Annotated in this window: 17 protein-coding genes, 1 tRNA gene and 2 pseudogenes; 17 read left to right on the top strand and 3 right to left on the bottom strand. The window is 65.4% G+C overall.

Features of this window, described 5'->3' with window-relative positions:
* The first annotated feature begins 64 nt into the window (after positions 1-64).
* From hflK to IAE34_RS05080, 15 genes and pseudogenes are all read left to right on the top strand, one after another.
* Positions 65-1,255: an FtsH protease activity modulator HflK gene (hflK, locus tag IAE34_RS05145; RefSeq protein ID WP_200137784.1), complete on the top strand. Its 1,191-nt coding sequence runs from the start codon at positions 65-67 to the stop codon at positions 1,253-1,255.
* On the top strand, positions 1,255-2,124 hold the full coding sequence (gene hflC / locus IAE34_RS05140; RefSeq protein WP_200137783.1) for a protease modulator HflC: 870 nt from the start codon (positions 1,255-1,257) through the stop codon (positions 2,122-2,124). Before hflK ends, hflC begins: the two co-directional genes overlap by 1 nt.
* Positions 2,125-2,559: 435 nt before the next feature.
* Positions 2,560-3,747, top strand: coding sequence for an ATP phosphoribosyltransferase regulatory subunit (locus tag IAE34_RS05135; protein WP_200137782.1), 1,188 nt, complete (start codon positions 2,560-2,562; stop codon positions 3,745-3,747).
* A gap of 56 nt (positions 3,748-3,803) precedes the next feature.
* Positions 3,804-5,096, top strand: coding sequence for an adenylosuccinate synthase (locus IAE34_RS05130; protein WP_200137781.1), 1,293 nt, complete (start codon positions 3,804-3,806; stop codon positions 5,094-5,096).
* Positions 5,097-5,423: 327 nt separating this feature from the next.
* Positions 5,424-6,356, top strand: a pseudogene (locus IAE34_RS24680) (methyl-accepting chemotaxis protein); the annotation flags it as partial.
* Positions 6,357-6,752: 396 nt separating this feature from the next.
* Positions 6,753-7,262: pseudogene (locus IAE34_RS24675) on the top strand (methyl-accepting chemotaxis protein); the annotation flags it as partial.
* A 240-nt stretch (positions 7,263-7,502) separates the two neighbouring features.
* On the top strand, positions 7,503-8,213 hold the full coding sequence (locus IAE34_RS05120) for an autoinducer binding domain-containing protein (RefSeq protein WP_200137779.1): 711 nt from the start codon (positions 7,503-7,505) through the stop codon (positions 8,211-8,213).
* A 103-nt stretch (positions 8,214-8,316) separates the two neighbouring features.
* Positions 8,317-8,937 (top strand): acyl-homoserine-lactone synthase, encoded by a 621-nt coding sequence (locus tag IAE34_RS05115; RefSeq protein WP_200137778.1) that lies wholly within the window; start codon positions 8,317-8,319, stop codon positions 8,935-8,937.
* A 46-nt stretch (positions 8,938-8,983) separates the two neighbouring features.
* On the top strand, positions 8,984-9,580 hold the full coding sequence (locus IAE34_RS05110; protein ID WP_200137777.1) for an NAD(P)H-dependent oxidoreductase: 597 nt from the start codon (positions 8,984-8,986) through the stop codon (positions 9,578-9,580).
* Positions 9,581-9,593: 13 nt separating this feature from the next.
* Positions 9,594-10,118 carry a DUF2867 domain-containing protein gene (locus IAE34_RS05105; protein WP_200137776.1) on the top strand — a complete coding sequence of 175 codons (525 nt, stop codon included), beginning with the start codon at positions 9,594-9,596 and terminating at the stop codon, positions 10,116-10,118.
* A gap of 9 nt (positions 10,119-10,127) precedes the next feature.
* Positions 10,128-11,339 (top strand): AfsA-related hotdog domain-containing protein, encoded by a 1,212-nt coding sequence (locus tag IAE34_RS05100; RefSeq protein ID WP_200137775.1) that lies wholly within the window; start codon positions 10,128-10,130, stop codon positions 11,337-11,339.
* Between the two features lie 5 nt (positions 11,340-11,344).
* Positions 11,345-12,484: an oxidoreductase gene (locus IAE34_RS05095; RefSeq protein ID WP_200137774.1), complete on the top strand. Its 1,140-nt coding sequence runs from the start codon at positions 11,345-11,347 to the stop codon at positions 12,482-12,484.
* 11 nt (positions 12,485-12,495) lie between these two features.
* Positions 12,496-13,269, top strand: coding sequence for an SDR family NAD(P)-dependent oxidoreductase (locus tag IAE34_RS05090; RefSeq protein WP_200137773.1), 774 nt, complete (start codon positions 12,496-12,498; stop codon positions 13,267-13,269).
* A gap of 7 nt (positions 13,270-13,276) precedes the next feature.
* Complete coding sequence (locus IAE34_RS05085) at positions 13,277-14,020, top strand: SDR family NAD(P)-dependent oxidoreductase (RefSeq protein ID WP_200137772.1); 744 nt, start codon at positions 13,277-13,279, stop codon at positions 14,018-14,020.
* The gene (locus IAE34_RS05080; protein ID WP_200137771.1) at positions 14,017-14,448 is read left to right on the top strand and encodes a hypothetical protein; all 432 of its coding nucleotides are present in this window, start codon (positions 14,017-14,019) and stop codon (positions 14,446-14,448) included. The genes IAE34_RS05085 and IAE34_RS05080 overlap by 4 nt, the downstream gene beginning before the upstream one ends.
* A gap of 16 nt (positions 14,449-14,464) precedes the next feature.
* Here IAE34_RS05080 and IAE34_RS05075 read toward each other — a convergent pair whose 3' ends face one another.
* From IAE34_RS05075 to IAE34_RS05065, 3 genes are all read right to left on the bottom strand, one after another.
* Positions 14,465-16,030 (bottom strand): ABC transporter permease, encoded by a 1,566-nt coding sequence (locus IAE34_RS05075; RefSeq protein ID WP_200137770.1) that lies wholly within the window; start codon positions 16,028-16,030, stop codon positions 14,465-14,467.
* Positions 16,030-17,043 (bottom strand): extracellular solute-binding protein, encoded by a 1,014-nt coding sequence (locus IAE34_RS05070; RefSeq protein ID WP_200137769.1) that lies wholly within the window; start codon positions 17,041-17,043, stop codon positions 16,030-16,032. Before IAE34_RS05070 ends, IAE34_RS05075 begins: the two co-directional genes overlap by 1 nt.
* 170 nt (positions 17,044-17,213) lie before the next feature.
* Positions 17,214-17,300 (bottom strand) — tRNA-Leu (locus tag IAE34_RS05065).
* Between the two features lie 273 nt (positions 17,301-17,573).
* On the opposite strand from IAE34_RS05065, the gene rnr reads away from it, so the two are divergent.
* A complete protein-coding gene (gene rnr / locus IAE34_RS05060; protein ID WP_200137768.1) occupies positions 17,574-20,204 on the top strand; it encodes a ribonuclease R in 2,631 nt (876 codons plus the stop codon).
* The gene (gene rlmB, locus IAE34_RS05055) at positions 20,201-20,947 is read left to right on the top strand and encodes a 23S rRNA (guanosine(2251)-2'-O)-methyltransferase RlmB (RefSeq protein WP_200137767.1); all 747 of its coding nucleotides are present in this window, start codon (positions 20,201-20,203) and stop codon (positions 20,945-20,947) included. The genes rnr and rlmB overlap by 4 nt, the downstream gene beginning before the upstream one ends.
* Positions 20,948-20,985 lie beyond the last annotated feature (38 nt).

Genomic DNA, 20,985 nt, shown 5'->3' with positions numbered 1-20,985 from the left:
GGCATTCTGTAGCATTGGACGGCGCGCCGTGGGCGCGTCTTTGCTTTATCAGATGGAGAGCGCTATGGCTTGGAACGAGCCGGGTGGCAACTCGAACAATCAGGATCCCTGGGGCGGCCGCCGCGGTGGTAATGGCGGCGGTGGCGACAAGAAGGGGCCACCGGATCTCGACGAGGCCTTCCGCAAGCTGCAGGACAGCCTCAACGGCATGTTCGGCGGCAAGAAGAAACGCGGTGGCGGCGGCGGCGGTGACCGCAACGTCGGCAAGGGCGGCGGCTTCGGCCTGCTGGGCATCGGCCTGGCCGTGCTGGCGGCCATCTGGCTGTACAGCGCCGTCTATGTCGTCGACGAGCAGGAGCAGGCCGTGGTGCTGCGCTTCGGCAAGTACTACGAAACCGTGGGTCCGGGTCTGAACATCTATTTCCCGCCGATCGATCGCAAGTACATGGAAAACGTCACGCGTGAGCGGGCGTACACCAAGCAGGGCCAGATGCTCACCGAAGACGAGAACATCGTCGAGGTGCCGCTGACCGTGCAGTACAAGATCAGCAACCTGCAGGACTTCGTGCTCAACGTCGACCAGCCCGAGGTGAGCCTGCAGCACGCTACCGACAGCGCCCTGCGCCACGTGGTGGGTTCCACCTCCATGGACCAGGTGCTCACCGAAGGCCGCGAGCAGATGGCCGTGGACATCCGCGAGCGCCTGCAGCGCTTCCTCGACAACTACCGCACCGGTATCACCGTCACCCAGGTCAACGTGCAGAGCGCGGCAGCTCCGCGTGAAGTGCAGGAAGCCTTCGACGACGTGATCCGCGCCCGTGAAGACGAGCAGCGTTCGCGCAACCAGGCCGAGTCCTACGCCAACGGCGTGGTGCCCGAGGCCCGCGGTCAGGCGCAGCGCATCATCGAGGACGCCAATGGCTACCGCGATGAAGTGATCGCCCGCGCCAAGGGTGAGGCCGACCGCTTCACCAAGCTGGTCGCCGAGTACCGCAAGGCGCCGGACGTCACCCGTCAACGCCTGTACCTGGAGACCATGCAGGAAGTGTACAGCAACACCAGCAAGGTCCTGGTGACCGCCAAGGACGGGCAGAACAACCTGCTCTACCTGCCGCTGGACAAGATGGTCGAAGGCAGCCGCAAGAATGCGGTGTCGGGCAGTAGCGCAGCGCCGTCGGTCAACGACAACGCCAACCGCTCGAGCACTGACCTGCAACAGCAACAACAGCCGCTGCGCACGAGGGAGAGCCGCTGATGAGCAATAAATCGCTGTTCGCCCTGATCGCCGCCGTGGTGCTGGCGATCGTCGCCTGGAACTGCTTCTACATCGTGTCGCAAACCGAGCGGGCGGTACTGCTGCAGTTCGGTCGCGTGGTCCAGGCCGACGTTCAGCCTGGCCTGCATGTGAAGGTTCCGTACGTCAACCAGGTGCGCAAGTTCGACGCCCGCTTGATGACCCTGGACGCACCGACCCAGCGTTTCCTGACGCTGGAGAAGAAAGCGGTCATGGTCGATGCCTACGCCAAATGGCGAGTGAAGGATGCCGAGCGTTTCTACACGGCCACCTCGGGCATGAAGCAGATCGCCGACGAGCGCCTGTCCCGTCGTCTGGAAAGCGGCCTGCGTGACCAGTTCGGCAAGCGCACCCTGCACGAAGTGGTCTCCGGCGAGCGTGACGCGTTGATGGCCGACATCACCGCTTCGCTGAACCGCATGGCCAACAAGGAGCTGGGCATCGAAGTCATCGACGTGCGCGTCAAGGCCATCGACCTGCCCAAGGAAGTCAACCGCAGCGTGTTCGACCGCATGAGCACCGAGCGCGAGCGGGAAGCGCGCGAACACCGTGCCAAGGGTAACGAGCTGGCCGAGGGCATCCGTGCCGACGCCGATCGTCAGCGTCGCGTGCTGCTGGCCGAAGCCTACCGCGAAGCGGAAGAAACCCGCGGTGATGGCGACGCCCAGTCGGCGGCCATCTATGCCAAGGCCTACGGCCAGGACGCCGATTTCTATGCGTTCTACCGCAGCCTGCAAGCGTACCGCGAGAGCTTCTCCAGCAAGAGCGACGTGCTGGTCCTGGATCCGAAGAACGAGTTCTTCCGCTTCCTGGACAAGAGCAAGCCGTAACGTCAAAGCCCCCGCCGGGCAGCTAAAGTGCCTGGCGGGGTGCATCCCGAATCAAAAGGGGTGTATGATAAGTCAGCCGGGAAATTCCCGGCTTTTTTGCGTCTGCAAGGTCGATTGGCGCTTCGCCTCTTGACCGATCGGTCAGTGCGCAGAGATTTCGAGGGTGTTGGCACGGCGGCAGCGCTGGGATCGGTGCTGCCTGCTGTTGTGACCAATGCCTGCTTCACAGACGGCTCACCCTAGGGTTTGTACGAGAAGTCGCCGAGCGGCGATCAGACAAGGCGAAAACAGGCGAGGAACGGTCGGAGTCGCGTTCGACTTTGCTGGCTGCAAATGAGCATTCCGAGCCTGTTTTCAACGCAGAATGATCGTCGCGCAGGCACTTTTCGTACAAAGCCTAAGGGCAGCCGCCCGGACCAGAGGGGAAATGGCGTAATGACAACGGTAGACCGCTGGCTGCTGCCAGATGGCATCGAGGAAGTACTGCCACCTGAAGCGGCGCGCATCGAGATCGCGCGCCGGCAGGTGTTGGACCTGTTCCAGAGTTGGGGCTACGAACTGGTCGTCACCCCGCATATCGAGTACCTGGAGTCGCTGCTCACCGGCGCCGGCCAGGATCTGGACCAGCGTACCTTCAAGGTGGTCGATCCGCAGTCCGGTCGCCTGATGGGGTTCCGTGCCGACTTCACCCCCCAGGTGGCGCGTATCGACGCCCACACGCTGCGCCGTGAAGGCCCCAGCCGCCTGTGCTACGCCGGTAGCGTCCTGCACGCCGAGCCGCGCGCCTTGTCGACCTCGCGCAGCCCCATCCAGCTGGGCGCCGAGTTGTACGGCGATGCCAGCCCGACCAGCGATGTCGAGGTGATCAGCCTGATGCTGAGCACCCTGCAGCTCACCGATGTCGCCGACCTGCACATGGACCTGGGTCACGTGGGCATCTACCGTGGGTTGGCACGGGCGGCCGGCCTGTCCGGCGCCGTCGAGCAACAACTGTTCGACGCCTTGCAGCGCAAGGCCATGGACGAAGTGCATGCACTCACCGCCGAGCTGCCCAAGGACCTGGGCAACATGCTGCGTGCGCTGGTCGAGCTGTGCGGCGGTCGCGAAGTGCTCGCCGAGGCGCGCGTGCGGCTGGGGCGTGCGCCTGCCAGCGTGCTGGCGGCCCTGGATGACCTGTTGGCCATTGCCGACCGTCTGGCCGCCCGCTACCCGCAACTGCCGCTGTACTTCGACCTGGGCGAACTGCGTGGCTACAACTACCACACCGGCGTGGTGTTCGCCGTGTTCGTGCCTGGCGAGGGTCAGTCGATCGCCCAGGGCGGACGCTACGACGACATCGGCGCCGATTTCGGTCGGGCACGCCCGGCCACCGGCTTTTCCACCGATTTGAAGACCCTGGTGACACTGGGGCGGGCGGAGGTCGCGCTGCCGTCTGGGGGCATCTGGATGCCCGACAGCGGCGACGCGACCCTCTGGCAGCAGGTCTGCCAGTTGCGCAACGAAGGCCAGCGTGTCGTCCAGGCCCTGCCTGGGCAGCCGCTGAGTGCTGCCTTCGAGGCGGATTGTGATCGGCAATTGATTCAGCAGGACGGGCGCTGGCAGGTTCTGCCGCTGACCCATTGAGATTCTTCGCCGGCAATGGGCCGGCAACCAAGATTGCGTGAATGAGGACAAGTGTTATGGGTAAGAATGTCGTCGTCCTGGGCACCCAGTGGGGTGATGAGGGCAAAGGCAAGATCGTCGATCTGCTGACCGAACATGCTGCCGCCGTCGTGCGTTACCAGGGTGGCCACAATGCGGGCCACACCCTGGTGATCGACGGTGAGAAGACCGTTCTGCACCTGATCCCTTCAGGCGTGCTGCGTGAAGGCGTGCAGTGCCTGATCGGCAACGGCGTGGTGGTTGCACCCGATGCGCTGATGCGTGAAATCACCAAGCTCGAAGAAAAGGGCGTGCCGGTGCGCGAGCGCCTGCGCATCAGCCCGGCCGCGCCGCTGATCCTGTCCTACCACGTGGCACTGGACCAGGCCCGTGAAAAAGCCCGCGGCGAAGCCAAGATCGGTACCACCGGTCGTGGTATCGGCCCGGCGTACGAAGACAAGGTCGCCCGTCGTGGCCTGCGCGTGGGCGACCTGTTCCACCGCGAGCGCTTCGCTGCCAAGCTGGGCGAACTGCTGGACTACCACAACTTCCAGCTGGTCCATTACTACAAAGAGCCGGCCATCGACTTCCAGCAGACCCTGGACGAGTGCATGGCCTATGCCGAGCAACTCAAGCCGATGATGCTCGACGTCACCGCCGAGCTGCACAACCTGCGCCGGGCCGGCAAGGACATCATGTTCGAAGGTGCCCAGGGCTCGCTGCTGGACATCGACCACGGCACCTACCCGTACGTCACCAGCTCCAACACCACCGCTGGCGGTATCTCCACCGGTTCCGGCGTGGGCCCGATGTACCTGGATTACATCCTCGGCATCACCAAGGCCTACACCACCCGCGTGGGCTCCGGTCCCTTCCCGACCGAGCTGTTCGACGAGACCGGCGCCACCCTGGCCAAGCGGGGTCACGAGTTCGGTTCCACCACCGGTCGCGCGCGTCGCTGCGGCTGGTTCGACGCCGTGATCCTGCGCCGTGCCATCGACGTCAACAGCATCTCGGGCATCTGCCTGACCAAGCTGGACGTGCTCGACGGCCTGGAGACCATCAACATCTGCGTCGGCTACAAGAACGAGCACGGCGCGGTGATCGATGCTCCGTCCGATGCCGACAGTTACATCGGCCTGGAGCCGGTGTACGAGTCCATGCCGGGCTGGAGCGAGTCGACCCTGGGCGTGAAGGCCCTGGACGAGCTGCCGCAGGCCGCGCGTAACTACATCAAGCGCATCGAGGAGCTGGTCGGCGCCCCGATCGACATCATCTCCACCGGCCCGGACCGCAACGAGACCATCGTGCTGCGCCATCCGTTCGCCTGATCGCCCGCCCAGGTCGATCCGACGCCGCCGCCCTGCAAGGGGCTGCGGCGTTTCTGTTTCAGCCCTGAGGAATCCTCTTCGCCGGTCCAGTCGGCGTTCCAGCGCGCCAGTCCTACCCCGGACTGCTGCACCTCGGCGCATTCCCCCGCTGCAACAGGCATAACCCTTGCTGTAAGAAGCGTCTGTAGCTGCCATCAAAGTAATGGCGCCAGAAACACGAGGGTTCAAAACGTGTCTGCCATCCTCTCTCTGTTACGAAGCCGCCTCTTGCGGCCGGTGTTTGTGGCCCTCGGTATCGCCCTGCTGGTGCAGGTACTGGTCGCGGTCATGCTCACCCGCACCACGGTCACAGCGCTGGAGGCCGATCTGGGCCAGCGCCTGGGCGCCGACAGCCGCAAGCTCGCCGACGAGCTGGGCCAGGCTGGCCAAGATGTACGAGGGGGACTCGACGGTCTGTCGGCCAGTACCCGCCAGCGCTTGAGTGCCGGCCTTTCGAGCCGATTGCAGGGCGAGCAGCAGCAATTGCGCACCACCTTGGAGCAGAGTCTCAAGGACTCGGCCAACGACATGGCCGAATTGCTGGCCTCGGTCGCCCCAAGGGCGATCTGGGACAACGACGTACCGACCCTGTCCGACTTCGCTCGCCGTGCCCAGCGCAACCCCAACGTGCTGTTCGTGATCTATGACAATGCCGATGGCGAGCACCTGACCCGCTACCTCAATCGGCAGAATCCGATCAACCAGGCCCTGATGGACAAGGGCCAGGGCGAGCGGGCGCTGGACAAGGTGCTGAACGCCGCGCGCCAGGACCCCTCGGTGTACTTCGTGGAGGCGCCCATCAGTCCCAACGGCGTGGTCATCGGCAAGGTGCTGATGGGGGTGTCCACCGCCTCGGTGGAGCAGACGCTCGCAGCCCTCGACCAGCGCTTCGCGGCATTGATCGCCAGTAGCGAGCAACTGGTGGGTGAGAGCCTGGGCGCCGCCGCGGCCGACAGTGGCAAAACCTTGCAGGCGCGTCTGGAGACGGCGCAGCACAGCGCCGCCGCCATGCAGGCCAACACTGCCCAGGCCGTGCGTGATGCCGCCAGCGAACTGCGCTGGCGGATCGGCCTCGGGCTGGCCGTGGTCGGTCTTGGCGTGCTGCTGCTGGTGGCCGTGGTGCTCGGGCGCCGCGTGGTCAGCAAGCTGCGCCTGCTGATCGCCGCGCTCGATGACCTGGCGGCCGGCGAGGGCGACCTGACCAAGCGCGTGGCGCTCGACAGCCGGGACGAGATCGGCGACATGGCCTCGGCGGTGAACCGTTTCGTCGACAAATTGCAGCCGATCGTGCGCGAAGCCGGGGAGGTGGCCCAGCGCACGGGAGTAGAGATCGGCAGCATGGCCCAACGCACGGCCGGCGCCGATGCCGCGGCGGCCTTGCAGCGTGATGAAGTGGCGGCGAGCCTGCGCGACCTGTCGAGCATGGCCGATGAGGCCCAGGCCGAGAGCCAAGCCATGCAGGCGGCCTTGCAGCAGGTGGTGGACATTCGCCAGGCCACCGACGAGAACAGCCGCACCTCCACCCAGTTGGCCAGCCTGATCGAGCGGCTGGCTGGCGAGGTGGACAGCGGCGCCCAGGTGATCGAGCGCCTGGCCAAGCAGAGCGAGCAGATCGAGGTGGTGCTGACGGTGATCACCGGCATCGCCGAGCAGACCAATTTGCTGGCGCTCAACGCTGCCATCGAGGCCGCGCGAGCGGGGGAAACCGGTCGCGGCTTCGCCGTGGTCGCCGACGAGGTACGGGCACTGGCCAGCAAGACCCAGAGCTCCACCGGCGACATCCAGGCGCATATCGTGGCCTTGCAGCAGGGCGCCAAGCAGGCCGTGGCGACCATCGGCCAGGCGGGGCGTCAAGCCAGCGAAGGGCTCCTGGTGCTGCGTGACAACGAGCGCCGCCAGCAATCGGTGCAGGCGGCCGTCGAGCAGGTGCACGCGGCCATCGGCGTGGCCACACGCGCCGCCGAGCAACAGGCCAGCGGTGCCCAGGCGGTACGCGGACGGGTGCAGATCATTCATGCCCAGGCCGAGCGCTCGGCCGAGGTGGTGATGCAGACCACGGCCAGCAGCAAGGTGCTCGACGACCTGGCCGCGCAACTGCGGGCCAGTCTGGGACAGTTCAGGGCCTGAGGGTCCAGGGAGCGAGAAAAGCTGTGGGGGTGTCCGTCTTTTCGTAACGCTGAGTGGGTAGGGTCGTCGCTAGACTGCGGCGACGAGAGGTGGCCCCGCGCACCTGTACAGCGTGTGGCGATGTTCGTCATAAGTCATGTCGAATTGATATCGCGCAATGCGGCGCTGCTGGAAAGTCGCTATGCTCCTGCCCCCCTTGGTACGGGCACAGCGCATACAGACTCATGGAGAGCACAATAAATGCAATGGATGGGCGACCTGCTGTCGGCAGTTTACGATGCGCACGATTCACAGACCCTGCTCGACGAGGTGCAGGCGGCAGCGCGACACCTGGGGTTCGACTACTGCGCGTACGGCCTGCGCGCGCCATTGCCGGTGACCCGACCGCGCATCGTCATGCTCAGCAACTACCAGCGTTCATGGTGCGAGCACTACCACGCCAGTGGCTACCTGCTTCGTGACCCCACGGTGCTGCATTGCCAGCGCTCCATGGAGCCGGTGGTGTGGGGCGACGAGGTCTTCGCCGGCGCCCCGCAACTCTGGGACGAAGCCCGCCACGCCGGCCTGAATCACGGCTGGGCGCAGTCTTGCCTGGAAGGGCGCAACGGCGGCGGCATGTTGACCCTGGCGCGCTCGGCCGAGGCCATCGGCGAGTCCGAATTGCGCGCCCACGAGCCACGCATGCGCTGGTTGGTGAACGTCGCCCACCAGGGCTTCTCGCGGATGTTGACCGACACCTGGCAACCCAAGCCCAAGGCTCCGCTCTCCGAACGCGAACGCGAGGTGCTGCGCTGGGCCGCCGACGGCAAGACGCTCAACGAGGTGGCCGACATCCTGACCTTGTCCATCGAGACGGTGAAGTTCCACACCCGCAACGCCGCGCTCAAGCTGGGCGCGGCGAACCGCACTGCCGCGGTGGCGCGGGCCGCGCTGATGGGCATGTTGGGCTAGGGACAAGGCCCGAACACCTGCCCACCTGCCAAATAGTGCAGTTTTACCAACCTGTCACATCGCGTCGAATACGCCTCCTTTTCATTGCGTGGCGGGAGGCGGGATGGACATCGTCGTTGGAACACTGCAGCAACTGGGGCCGGTGCGGTGCCAGCAACTGGACCGCTACCGCTACCGGGTGTTCGTCGAGACGCTGGGTTGGGATCTGGACTGCGAGCCCGGTCGTGAACGCGACCAGTTCGATCATGACGAAACGCTCTACGTGCTGGCGTACGGCGAGGATGAGCAACTGGTAGGCGCTGCGCGTCTGCTGCGTACCGATCAGCCCTACCTGCTGGGCGAGGTGTTCGCGCAACTGATGGGCGAGCAGCGCGTGCCCCGCGATGCGGCCGTCTGGGAGTTGTCACGGTTTTGCGCCATGGACTTCGGTCAGCCACAAACGGCCTGCGAGGGCCAGTTCTCGTCGCAGATCGCCACGCAGTTGCTCGATGCCGTGTTGCGCTGCGCTGCCGCACGGGGTGCGCGGCAACTGATCACCGTTTCGCCCCTGGGTATCGAGCGCCTGCTGCGCCGCGCCGGTTATCGTGCCAAGCGAGCGGCGCCACCGATGCGGGTTGGCGATCACCAGCTGTTCGCCTGCTGGATCGAGGTGAGCGGCGCCACCTGCACAATAGGGGAGGTTACAAAAGCCAGCCTCTATCGTTCAATTGATCGAGCCGCCTGAAGCCCCTGGCTGGGGCATGGACATCGTCATTCGAAAGGACTTTCTCTTGGACAACATCCTGGTCGTCATCGGTCATCCCGACCTGAGCAGTTCGCGGGCCAACGCCGCCATCGTCGAAGCCCTGCAGGGCAGCAATGTCACGCTGCACCCGCTGTCGGCGGCCCTGGGTAGCGAAGGCTTCGACATCGCTGCCGAGCAGCGCCTGCTCTGCGCCCACCAGCGCATCGTGCTGCTGTTTCCGCTGTACTGGTACTCGTGCCCGGCGCTGATGAAGCGCTGGATCGACGATGTCTTCACCCCGGGCTTCGCCTATGCCCGCGGCGGCGACAAACTGCAGGACAAGGAGTTTCTCATCGTCACCACGGTCGGTGCGCCGTCTTCGGGTTACCGCGCCGGTGGTTTCAACCGCTTCACCCTGGACGAACTGCTGCGGCCGCTGCAGCAAACCGTGGCCTACGTCAAAGGGCACTACCTGCCGCCGATCCCGTTGTTCGAATCGGTGTTCGTGGCCGACGAGCCGCTGGATGCGTCGGCTCGCGAGATCGCCGGCCTGATCACCAGCCGCCAGGAGTCGCCGGACGAGGCCTATGAAAAACTGCTGCTCAAGGCCGAGCTCGCGGCCATCGCCTTGCTGCAGCAGTGAAAGGCCTGTGCAGATGAGGGTATCGGCCTGCACGTCGGCTCCCGAGGACGTCTGCCTGGTGGCAGACGTCGCGGCGCTGGACTTTCTGCACTGTGCGGCCGTGCAGATCGCCGATGGGGTCACGGCATTGCAGGCCTACTGCGCCATGACCGCGCATATTCCGGGTTGGCTGTCGGCCGCGTTCCGCATGCGTGATTTCGTGTCTCGCCGGTTCCGCGTGGCGGATATCCAGGGCTTCACGCCCAGGACGGCCGATCGGGTGCCAGCGCCGGGCGAACGCCTGGACTTCTTCACCGTGGAGGCGCTGAGCGAGCGCCGGCTGGTGCTCACTTCGCGCGATACGCATCTGGCAGTGATGGTCTGCCTGGACCTCACCCCGCAGCGCGCGGGCGTGCTGCGGCTGAGCGTGACCACCTCGGTACAGCGCTACAACGTCTTTGGGCGGCTCTACATGATCCCGGTCGGGCCGGCCCATGGCCCCATCGTCAAGCGCATGCTGAAAAACGCCGTGCGTGCCTTTCCCGTCCAATCCGATTAGGTAATCAACATGGAACGTCAGTTACCCCTGACTCCACAGGTCTTGCACAAAGGCACCGTGGACGACGTACTGCTCTCAGGATTCCAGGATATCCTGCCGGCCCGTCTGAGCCCGGAGGACACCGACTTCCTGCTCGCCCGCCTCGATGCCCAGGGGCTTGCCGCACTGCACGAACTGTACCGCGACGATGGCCAGGCGGGGCGGGTGCTGGCCAGCGTGCCAGCCACCCTGGATGCAACGCAGTTCGACAGCCTTGGCAGTTTCGAGCTCAATGCCCAGCCCTATTATGGCGAACACCAGGGGGCCTACCGGCTGACCGCCGACTGGTTGCCGCGCCAGGTCGAATGCTACCTGCAGGTACGCTTCGGTCTGCCGGCCGCCGACTGTGCGCGGGTCAGCGCACTGGCTGACCAGCTGCATGCGCTCGAGGGCTGGAACCGCGCCAACCTGTCGTCCTACGCGCTGATGAACGACACCAACAACTACTTCTTCTACAACAAGCCGCACGAGCACGTCCCGGGCCTGATGCTGATCGAGGTGGCGCGTCAGGCGATGTACCACTACTTCTACAGCCATTCCGGGCATCGACGCGGCGAGATCTCCATCTCCATCGAAGACCTCAACGTGTCGTTCAGCAACTACACCGAGTCCAGCTATCCGGTCGAAGTGGTGGTGCAGCACAGCGCCGGCGAAAAGCGCGCGCTGCCAAGGACGGTGGACAAGACGGCGATGTTCTTCCAGAACGGCAACCTGGTCACCACCCTGCGTCTGCGCGGCAGTGCCATAAAGATGCCGCTGTTCAAGCGGATGCGCACGGTCAACTTCCCGGAGAACCACTGGTTCGCACCTTCCGACCGTGTCTTGCCCCAGGTGCTGCTTCACACCGCCCAGGGTGCGGCGGTGGAGGGGCGACTGGAGCATGTCTCGCTGCGCGGGGTGAGATTCCGCGTGCAGGACAACCTGCCGGGTGAAGTGGTGCAGCTGTCCCTGTATGTGCGCGACCTGGGCTTCATCAGCTTTGCGATCGACCACTGCCGGGCCTCGCAGCAACAGGGGGTGCAAGTGGCCGTGTTCGACTCGCTCGACCGTGCCACCCTGTCCACGCTCAAGGAAGTCATCAAGTGCCACTGCTTCCACACCCCGCTGCAGGAATTGGCCGTGGTGGCTCAGGCGAGCAATGACGCCGGTCGCGAGCGTTGCGACAGTCGAGTGAGCGGGTGACGGGGGTGGCGTCCGGATTTCCTCTCACTCGCCAGCCCCTGGCGCTGGGCCGGCACCTTGCGTTGAAGAATCGCGTGTACTTCGCGCCCATGGGCATCGACCTGGGGCGTGACGGCTGCCTGACACCGGCGATGTTCGACTTCTACAAGGGCATCGTCGACGGCGGCTGCGCGATGGTGGTGCTGGCCAACTCGGCAGTCGATGCGTCCACGCGCCTGCACGAAGGGGGGCTGTGTCTCTACGAGCCGACCCATGCCGAGCACCTGGCGCCGTTGATCGACTATGGACGGCACAACGCCTGTCCGGTGGTGGTGCAGTTGCAGCACTACGGCAACCAGGGGCATCTGGGGCGCAGTGGCGGCGTACTGCTGACGCCCAGTCGCAGCACGCCCGCACGCAGCGTCAAGGGCATGAAGGTCATGACCCATGAAGACGCCCGCCGAGTCTGCGCGCAGTTCGCCCATGCCGCGCGGCTGGCCCAGCAGGCCGGGGCGCGCATGGTGCAGTTGCAGGCCTCCAACGGTTACCTGCTGAGCAGTTTCCTCTCGCCCTACAGCAATCGGCGTACGGATCGCTATGGCGGTACGCCCCTGCGTCGGGCCAGGCTGCTGCTGGAGGTGATGGACGCCATCGTGGACGCTACCCAAGGCGGTGTCGACATCTCCGTACGGCTGGGCATCGACGACTGCCTGGGTGAACAAGGCCAGCAGCCGGCGCTGCTCGAACAGGTGGTGCCCGCACTGGAACGGGCGGGTGCGGCGGCGCTGATGTGCTCGGCGGCGATCAAGCAGACCTTCCACTACATGCTGCGCGCCGACCCACGGGTGCACGCCATGCTGGTGCACGGCGTGCGGCACATCCGCCAGCTGACCTCGCTGCCGGTCGGCTTCGCCGGCTTCACCGGCTCGCTCGCCCAGGCCGAAGCCTTGCTCGAGCTGGGAGTCACCGACCTGGTCGGCATGAGTCGAGCGCTGTTCGCCGACAACGATCTGGTCAACAAGTCGCTGCAGGGCCGGCCTGGAAGCGTCAACGCCTGTCGGTTCGAAGGCAACTGCTTTCGCGACAAGAGCAACCCTCAACTGGATCGCGTGTATTGCTGCGTCAACGACCGCTACAAGCGACCCGCCTCGATTCGATACGACTAAGGAATGTCCGGATGCAGTTTCAAGGAAAGACCGTGGTGGTGACCGGTGGCAGCAGCGGTATCGGCCTGGGCATCGCCGGCCAGCTGATCCAGCAAGGCGCGCAGGTGGTGGTGCTGGGCCGCAGCGTCGAGAAAGGCCAGGCCGCAGTGGAGCAGTTGGGCGCACAGGCCTGCTTCATCGCGTGCGATGTGGCCGAGGCGGGTGCGGTGCACGATGCCTTCGGCGAGATCGAAGCACGCTTCGACGGGCTCGACCTGGCGGTCAATGCCGCAGGCATCACCGCGCCTTACGCGCAAGTCGCCGATTTGCAGATCGCGGACTGGGAGCGCGTCATGCGCATCAATCTGAGCGGCCCCTTGTATTGCCTGCAACATGAACTGCGGCTGATCGCTCGCAAACCGGGCGGCTCGATCGTCAACCTGTCGTCCTGCGCCGGGGTCATGGCCATGCCCAATCAAGCGGCCTACGTGGCGAGCAAGGCCGGGCTCAATGCCCTGACCCAGGTGGTGGCGATGGAAAATGCCCGCGAGCGCGACGGCCGTCATGCGGTACGGGTCAATGCCGTGGCGCCCGGACCGATCCTGGGTGGCATGAATTCGGCGCAGCGCCTGGCGGCCAACCCTGCAGGCACCGAGCGCAAGATCAACGCGACCGTCATGAAGCGCTTCGGCGAGGCGGACGAGGTGGCCAGCGCCGTGTTGTTCCTGCTGAGCGAAGGCGCCAGCTACATCACTGGCAGCGTGCTGAGCGTCGATGGCGGTTACCACATCGGCAAGTTCGAGTGAGGCACTGATGGCACAGGTATTCATCACTGGGGTCAGCACCGGCATCGGGCTGGCCCTGGCCAGGTTGCACCTGGCCCGTGGCGACGAGGTCTGGGGCGTGTCGCGTCGCGCGCCGATCGACCTGATCACCCATCCCCGCCTGCATTTCCGTGCCCTGGACCTGTGCGCGGAGGATCCCGGCCAGTCGCTGGTGCAGGCGTTCATCGGTGAGACGGCCTTCGATACGGCCTACCTCAACGCGGGTACCTTCGGTGCCGCGCCCGAGCTCGCCAGCCAGACCTCGGTGGACGCGTTCCGCTCGGTGCTGGAGCTCAACCTGGTGGCGGTCAAGTGGGTGCTCGATCGGCTGCTCTGCCGCCAGGCGAGCGTGCGCCAGGTGGTGTTCTCCGCCTCGGTGTCGGGCATTCGCCAGCGTGCCGGCATGCTCTCCTACAGTGTCTCCAAGGCTGCGCTCAACGCGCTGGCCAAGGTGTATCACCTGGAAAACCCGGACGTGTTCTTCGCCGTACTGGGGTTGTGCAACGTCGACACCACCGTCGCCCAGACCATCCTCCAGGCCGACGAACGTTTCCCCGAGCTGGTGGCGCTGCGCGAGCGCTCGACGCAGGAGGGGTACATCGTCAGCCCCGAGCAACGCGCCCAGCAGATCGTCGACCTGCTGGCGAAACGTCACGCCATCGCCCTGCAATCGGGGCAGTTCTACGAAATCAGACATCTTCTCGAACGCATCGATCTGGAGGTTTGCCCGTGAGTCAGTCCCGTTACGCCACACTCGTCCGCCTGGGGGCGGTCTACGACATCGTGGCCACGCTGCCATTCGCCATCCCGGTGCTGAGCGCCTGGGCCTTGCAGTTGTTCGCCGGGCTCGACGCCTGGCTGGGGCTGGGCAGCCACTTCGGCGTGCTCGACCCCACGTCGATGTTCTTCATCAACCTGGGTGCGCTGGCCTACGTCTGCTGGGGCGTGGCACGCCTGCGCGAGCCCTCGGTGGCCAATGGCCGACTCGACGCGCTGTTGCGCCTGGCCGTGGTGGGCCTGCAGATGGTCGCGCTCAGCCAGGGCGCGACGCCGATCCTCTGGGGCCTGGCGGTGGTACTGCTGATGTTCGCGGTGCTGCAGTTGCGCGCACCGAGCGTTGTCGCCGATACGCCTGTGGACAAGCGCGCACTCGGGTACTGAGGCGCGCGTTCGCTGACTACGCCCGGTTCAGGTACATCCGCGTGGTCAGCAGATAAACCGGCAGTCCCGACACCAGAATCAACAAGGCCGCATAGGGTGCTGCCGCCGCGAACTCGACGTTGGCGGTGTGCGCCCACACTTCCGTGGCCAGGGTGGTCATGCCCGTAGGGCTGAGCAGCAGGGTCGCGGTCAGCTCCTTCATGGCGTCCAGGAAGACCAAGGCGAAAGCAGCGGCCAGGGCCGGAAAGATGATCGGCAAGGTGACCCGGCAGAAGGCTGCAAAACTGCTGGCACCCAGGGTGCGGGCCGCTTCTTCCAGGGTCGGCGAGGCCTTGTTCAGGGCCGTGCGTACCGGCGCCTGGGCCAGCGGCAGGAACAGCAGCGCATAGGCCAGGATCAGCAGTGCGGTGGTCTGGTACAGCACCGGCACGTAGCGCAAGGCGAAGAACACCAGGGTCAAGGCGATCACCAGGCCGGGCAGGGCGTGCAGCAGGTAGGGCAGGCGCTCGGCCCAGATCGCCAGGCGACCCTTGTAGCGCACCACCAGGAAGCTGATCGGCAGTGCCAGCACCACGCAGAATCCGGCGCCGCCCAGCGAGACGCCGAGGGACGTGAGCAGCGCCTTGCCGATGGCCGCCACCGGGAACGCCGCCGAGGCGCCCACGCTCAGCCAGTAGCCTAGCATCGCCAGGGGAATGCCGCTGCCCAGTATCACCAGGCCCAGGCAGAGCAGTTGCGCCGGCACGCTCCAGCCCTTCAAGGCCTGGGGCTTGGGGCGACGCGCCACGCCCTGGCCGATGCGCACGTGCCGAGCCTTGCCGCGCGCCCGCAGTTCCAGCCAGAGCATGGCCAGGCACAGCGCCAGCAGCACGGCCGACAACATCGCCGCGTTGGCATTGCTGAATTCCAGTTCGAACTGCTGGTAGATGGCCGTGGTGAAGGTTTGCAGGCCGAGGATCGACAGGGCGCCGAACTCCACCAGCATGTGCAGGGCGATCAACAGCCCGCCACCGAGCATGCTGGGCCACAGTAGCGGCAAGGTCACTTTGAGGAAAACGCCACGTCGACTACAGCCCAGGGTGCGCGCCGACTCTTCCAGCGAGGTGTCCAGGTTGCGCAGGGTCGCCGCCACCGGCAGGAACACCAGCGGATACTTGGACAGCGCCATCACCAGGATCGCCCCGCCAAGGCCTTCGAAGTCCGAGCTCAGCGACACCCAGGTGAAACTGCTGACGAACGACGGCACCGCGAACGGCAGGCACAGCACCACGCCCCACAGGCGTCGCCCGCGCAGGTCGCTGCGTTCGAGCAGCCAGGCCAGCGCCACGCCGACCACCAGGCAGGCGAGGGTCACGCCGGCCATGAGCAGCAAGGTGTTGCGCAGCAGGTCCCACACGAAGGGGCGCCAGAGCAGACGCATTGCCTCGTGCCCGCCGGCTTCCCAGGCCTTTATGGCCACGTAGAACAGCGGCAGCAGGCTCGCCGCGACCAGGCACAGCACAGGCAGCACTACCCACACGGAGGGACGCTTGCGGCGTGGCACGAAGCGCACCAGGGCCGGATCGGGCACGGCGGCAGTCATCAGAGCAGACCGACCTCGCGTTCCAGTTCCAGCGCTTCCTCGGCGTTGCCCAGGTCGGCGGGGCTGATCTTCGGCGGACGCAGGTCCTCGAAGGGCTTCAGGCCACGGTCGGACACCATGCCCTTGTGCAGCGGGTATTCGGCGGTAGTCTGGGTGATGACCCGCTGACCTTCTTCGCTGGCCATCCAGTTGAGCAGCGCCTGGGCCTCTTTGGGATGCTTGCTGGCTTTCACCGCGCCGGCGCCGGAAATGGTCACCAGGTTGCCGGCATCGCCGTCGGCCAGGTAGTAGAGCTTGGAGTCGAGCTTGCCGCGCTCGCGTTCCAGGGCATACCAGTAGTAGTTGTTCACCAGCACCGCCGCGACTTCGCCTTTTTCCACGGCCTTGAGCGCCACCATGTTGTTGGTGTAGGTCTTGCCGAAGGCCTTGAGCCCGGTCAGCCATTCTTCGGTAGCTTCACGCCCGTGCATCTTGAGGATGGCCACGGCCTGCTCCTGGAAGGCGCCGCTGGTAGGCACGAAGCCGACGCGACGGTCCCATTCCGGGTTGGCGAAGTCCATCACCGTGGTGGGCAGGTCCTTCTCGTCGATCTTCTTCGGGTTGTACACCACCACGCGGGTGCGCGCGGTCACGCCCATCCAGGTGCCGTTGGCCGCGACGTATTCCTTGGGCAGCATGTCCAGGGTGGGCTGGTCGATCCTGGCCAGCAGGCCCAGCTCGCCGAGGTTGTTCAGCGGCGGCGATTCTTCGGTGTAGATGATGTCGGCCGGGGAGCGATCGCCTTCCTCGATGATCTGGCTGGCCAGCTGATTGCTGCTGCCCTTGCGGATATCGATGTGGATGCCGGTCTTGGCCTCGTAGGCCTTGGCGATGGCTTCGCCGATTTCCTTGTGCTGGCCGTTGTACATCGTCAGCGTCACCGGCGCGTCGGCCAGGGCTGCCGGTACGCCGATCACCAGACCCAGGACGGCGGCGGTCAGGGTGCGCATCAGCGGTTTCGGGCGAATCCTCATGCGGGTACTTCCTCGCTTACGGCTACATATTTCGAAACAATGGTAAACGAAATCGTTTCTCATGTGGCTGGGCAGAGGGAAATTCGCAGGGCAGGGCAGCGATGCAGGTGGGCCGGGCGGGCAAATCGCAGGCAAGAAAAAACCCACTAGCAAGCTAGTGGGTTTTTATATGGTGCCCAGGAGAAGACTCGAACTTCCACGACCGTTAAGTCACTGATACCTGAAACCAGCGCGTCTACCAATTCCGCCACCTGGGCACACATTCTGTCGAGGTCACATGATGCTTTACATCAGGCTTCATCTCAACTACAACGTCGGCTGTCCGTCGTCGTGGTGCGCACTATACGGACGCCTCCGATGGCTGTAAAGCCCCGGATCAAAAAATATTCCGAAAAATTCAAGTCATTGATTCCAGGGACCTATTGCCCTCGCCGAGCCGACTGGCAGGGGCTGTCCAAGGCGAACATTTCCGGTTTCAATACGCCTATGCCAGAATTCCTATCTATATACCCCAAGGTGAACCCCTTCTGATGGCCGATTGGCAATCCCTCGATCCCGAGGCCGCTCGCGAAGCGGAAAAATACGATAACCCCATCCCCAGCCGTGAGCTGATCCTGCAGCGCCTGGCCGACCGTGGCGAACCTGCCGCTCGCGAAGAGCTGGCCGAAGAATTCGGCCTGCGCGAAGAAGACCAGATCGAAGCCCTGCGCCGACGACTGCGCGCCATGGAGCGTGACGGCCAGCTCATCTATACCCGGCGCGGCACCTATGCCCCGGTAGACAAGCTCGACCTGATCTGCGGCCGCGTGTCCGGTCACCGTGACGGCTTCGGTTTCCTCATCCCCGACGACGGCAGCGAAGACCTGTTCCTCAGTCCGGCGCAGATGCGCCTGGTGTTCGACGGCGACCGCGGCCTGGCCCGGGTCAGTGGCGTGGACCGTCGCGGTCGCCGAGAAGGCGCGCTGGTGGAGGTCATCTCCCGCGCCCATGAAAGCGTGGTCGGCCGCTACTTCGAAGAGGGCGGCATCGGCTACGTGACCCCCGACAACCCGAAGATCCAGCAGGAAGTGCTGGTCACCGCCGGGCGCAACGGCGGTGCGAAGATCGGGCAGTTCGTGGAGATCAAGATCACCCACTGGCCCACGCCGCGCTTCCAGCCCCAGGGCGATGTGGTCGAGGTGATCGGCAACTACATGGCGCCGGGCATGGAGATCGATGTCGCCCTGCGCAGCTACGACATTCCTCACGTCTGGCCCAAGGACGTGATCAAGGAAGCGCGCAAGTTCCGTTCCGAGGTGGAAGAGAAGGACAAGGAAAAGCGCATCGACCTGCGCCACCTGCCGTTCGTCACCATCGACGGCGAAGATGCCCGCGACTTCGACGACGCCGTCTACTGCGAACCGCTCGGCAAGCTGCGCCTGTTCTCCGGGGGCTGGCGCCTTTACGTGGCCATCGCCGACGTGTCCAGCTACGTGCGCCTGGGCTCGGCCCTGGACGTCGAGGCGCAGCAGCGCGGCAACTCGGTGTACTTCCCCGAGCGCGTGGTGCCGATGCTCCCCGAAGAGCTGTCCAACGGCCTGTGCTCGCTGAACCCGCACGTGGATCGCCTGGCGATGGTCTGTGAAATGACCATCAACAAGTCCGGGCAGATGGTCGACTACCAGTTCTACGAAGGCGTCATCCATTCCCATGCCCGCCTGACCTACAACAAGGTCAGCAGCATGCTGGAACACGCCCGCACCCGCGAGGGCAAGGCCCTGCGCGAGGAATACAGCGCGGTGCTGCCGGACCTCAAGTCCCTCTATGCCCTGTACAAGGTGCTGGTCGACGCCCGCCACACCCGCGGCGCCATCGACTTCGAGACCCAGGAAACCCGGATCATCTTCGGTGAAGACCGCAAGATCGACGAAATCCGTCCGACCGTGCGCAACGACGCCCACAAGCTGATCGAGGAATGCATGCTGGCGGCCAACGTGGCCACCGCCGAGTTCCTGCAGAAGCACAACGTGCCATCGTTGTACCGCGTCCATGACGGCCCGCCGCCGGAGCGTCTGGAGAAGCTGCGTGCCTTCCTCGGCGAGCTGGGCCTGTCCCTGCACAAGGGCAAGGAGCCTTCGCCGAAGGACTACCAGGCGCTGCTGGCGAGCATTTCCGGTCGTCCGGACTTCCACCTGATCCAGACCGTCATGCTGCGCTCGCTGAGCCAGGCGGTGTACAGCGTCGAGAACAATGGCCACTTCGGCCTGAACTACGAGGCCTACACCCACTTCACCTCGCCGATCCGTCGCTACCCCGACCTGCTGGTGCACCGCGCCATCCGCAGCGTGATCCGCTCGAAGATGGACACGCCGCACGTCAAGCGCGCCGGGGCCATGACCATTCCCAAGGCGCGTATCTACCCGTACGACGAAAACGCCCTGGAGCAGATGGGCGAGCAGTGCTCGATGACCGAACGCCGCGCCGACGAGGCCACCCGCGACGTGGTCAACTGGCTCAAGTGCGAATACATGCGCGATCGCGTCGGCGAGACCTTCCCCGGCGTGATCACTGCCGTGACCGGGTTCGGCCTGTTCATCGAACTGACCGACATCTACGTCGAAGGCCTGGTGCACGTCAGCGCATTGCCTGGCGACTACTACCACTTCGACGCCGTGCACCACCGCCTGGCCGGCGAGCGTACCGGGCGCAGCTTCCGCCTGGGCGACAGCATCGAAGTGAAGGTCATGCGGGTCGACCTGGAGCAGCGCAAGATCGACTTCGAGCTGTCCGAGGCCGCGATCAAGGCGCCGGTGGGGCGCAAGGGGCGCAACGAAACCGCCGAGCCTGCCGCTGCCGCCAAGAGCGGTGGTAAAAGCAGCGCCAAGAGCAGCACCAAGGCCACCGCCAAGGCCGAGGAAGCGCCGGCGACCGAGGCGCGCATTTCGCCCAAGCCGCGCAGCCGCAAGAGCGAGGCTGCCGACGCCTACTTCCCCAAGGATGCCGTGCAGCGCAACGCCGAGGTGCGCAAGAGTCGTGAAATGAAGAAGGCGCTGATGGGCGATGCCCGCACGCACGCTTCCACCAAGACCGAGAAGGGCGCCAAGGCGTCGGGCAAGACCAAGCATCGCAAGGGGCCGTCGAAGTCCGGCGCGCCGCGCAAGGGCAAGAGCAGCAAGTCATGAGTCAGCTGGAAAAGATCTACGGCGTGCACGCCGTGCAGGCGTTGCTGCAGCACCATCCCAGGCGGGTCAAGCAGATCTGGTTGAGCGAGGGGCGCAGCGAGCCGCGCTTGCAGGCCCTGCTGGCGCTGGCCTCGGAGAATCGCGTCGCGGTCGGCCAGGCCGAGCGGCGCGAACTCGATGCCTGGGTCGAAGGGGTGCACCAGGGCGTCGTGGCCGAGGTCAGTCCGAGCCAGGTGTGGGGCGAGGCGATGCTCGAGGAGTTGCTCGAGCGCAGCGAAACCGCTCCGCTGATCCTGGTGCTCGACGGCGTCACCGACCCGCACAACCTCGGCGCCTGCCTGCGCACCGCCGATGCGGCCGGTGCCACGGCGGTGGTGATTCCCAAGGACAAATCGGCGACCCTCACCGCGGTGGTGCGCAAGGTCGCCTGCGGTGCGGCCGAGGTGATCCCGCTGGTGGCCGTGACCAACCTCTCGCGCACCCTGGAAAAGCTCCAGCAGCGCGGCCTGTGGGTGGTCGGCACCGCCGGCGAGGCCGAGCAGGAGATCTACCAGCAGGACCTCACCGGCCCGCTGGTGATGATCATGGGCGCCGAGGGCAAGGGCATGCGCCGCCTGACCCGCGAGCACTGCGACTTCCTGGTCAAGCTGCCCATGGCCGGCAGCGTCAGCAGCCTGAACGTCTCGGTGGCCACCGGGGTGTGCCTGTTCGAGGCGGTGAGGCAGCGTCAGGCCAAACGCTAGCGCTGGCATGGGGGGATCTGGCGGCGCGGTCTGGTGGA

Source organism: Pseudomonas sp. S30, assembly GCF_016518545.1.
Lineage (GTDB): Bacteria > Pseudomonadota > Gammaproteobacteria > Pseudomonadales > Pseudomonadaceae > Aquipseudomonas.
The sequence above is the reverse complement of the archived record's forward strand: the minus strand, read 5'-3'. Positions and strand labels throughout refer to the sequence as shown.

What these genes read in the sequence shown, in the direction of transcription:
- rlmB (WP_200137767.1), top strand. Translation starts at nt 20,201, where the DNA reads ATGAGTCAGCTGGAAAAGATCTACGGCGTGCACGCCGTGCAGGCGTTG.
- hflC (WP_200137783.1), top strand. Translation starts at nt 1,255, where the DNA reads ATGAGCAATAAATCGCTGTTCGCCCTGATCGCCGCCGTGGTGCTGGCG.
- IAE34_RS05130 (WP_200137781.1), top strand. Translation starts at nt 3,804, where the DNA reads ATGGGTAAGAATGTCGTCGTCCTGGGCACCCAGTGGGGTGATGAGGGC.
- IAE34_RS05100 (WP_200137775.1), top strand. Translation starts at nt 10,128, where the DNA reads ATGGAACGTCAGTTACCCCTGACTCCACAGGTCTTGCACAAAGGCACC.
- IAE34_RS05070 (WP_200137769.1), bottom strand. Translation starts at nt 17,043, where the DNA reads ATGAGGATTCGCCCGAAACCGCTGATGCGCACCCTGACCGCCGCCGTC.
- IAE34_RS05135 (WP_200137782.1), top strand. Translation starts at nt 2,560, where the DNA reads ATGACAACGGTAGACCGCTGGCTGCTGCCAGATGGCATCGAGGAAGTA.
- hflK (WP_200137784.1), top strand. Translation starts at nt 65, where the DNA reads ATGGCTTGGAACGAGCCGGGTGGCAACTCGAACAATCAGGATCCCTGG.
- IAE34_RS05075 (WP_200137770.1), bottom strand. Translation starts at nt 16,030, where the DNA reads ATGACTGCCGCCGTGCCCGATCCGGCCCTGGTGCGCTTCGTGCCACGC.
- IAE34_RS05115 (WP_200137778.1), top strand. Translation starts at nt 8,317, where the DNA reads ATGGACATCGTCGTTGGAACACTGCAGCAACTGGGGCCGGTGCGGTGC.
- IAE34_RS05090 (WP_200137773.1), top strand. Translation starts at nt 12,496, where the DNA reads ATGCAGTTTCAAGGAAAGACCGTGGTGGTGACCGGTGGCAGCAGCGGT.
- IAE34_RS05085 (WP_200137772.1), top strand. Translation starts at nt 13,277, where the DNA reads ATGGCACAGGTATTCATCACTGGGGTCAGCACCGGCATCGGGCTGGCC.
- IAE34_RS05120 (WP_200137779.1), top strand. Translation starts at nt 7,503, where the DNA reads ATGCAATGGATGGGCGACCTGCTGTCGGCAGTTTACGATGCGCACGAT.
- IAE34_RS05105 (WP_200137776.1), top strand. Translation starts at nt 9,594, where the DNA reads ATGAGGGTATCGGCCTGCACGTCGGCTCCCGAGGACGTCTGCCTGGTG.
- rnr (WP_200137768.1), top strand. Translation starts at nt 17,574, where the DNA reads ATGGCCGATTGGCAATCCCTCGATCCCGAGGCCGCTCGCGAAGCGGAA.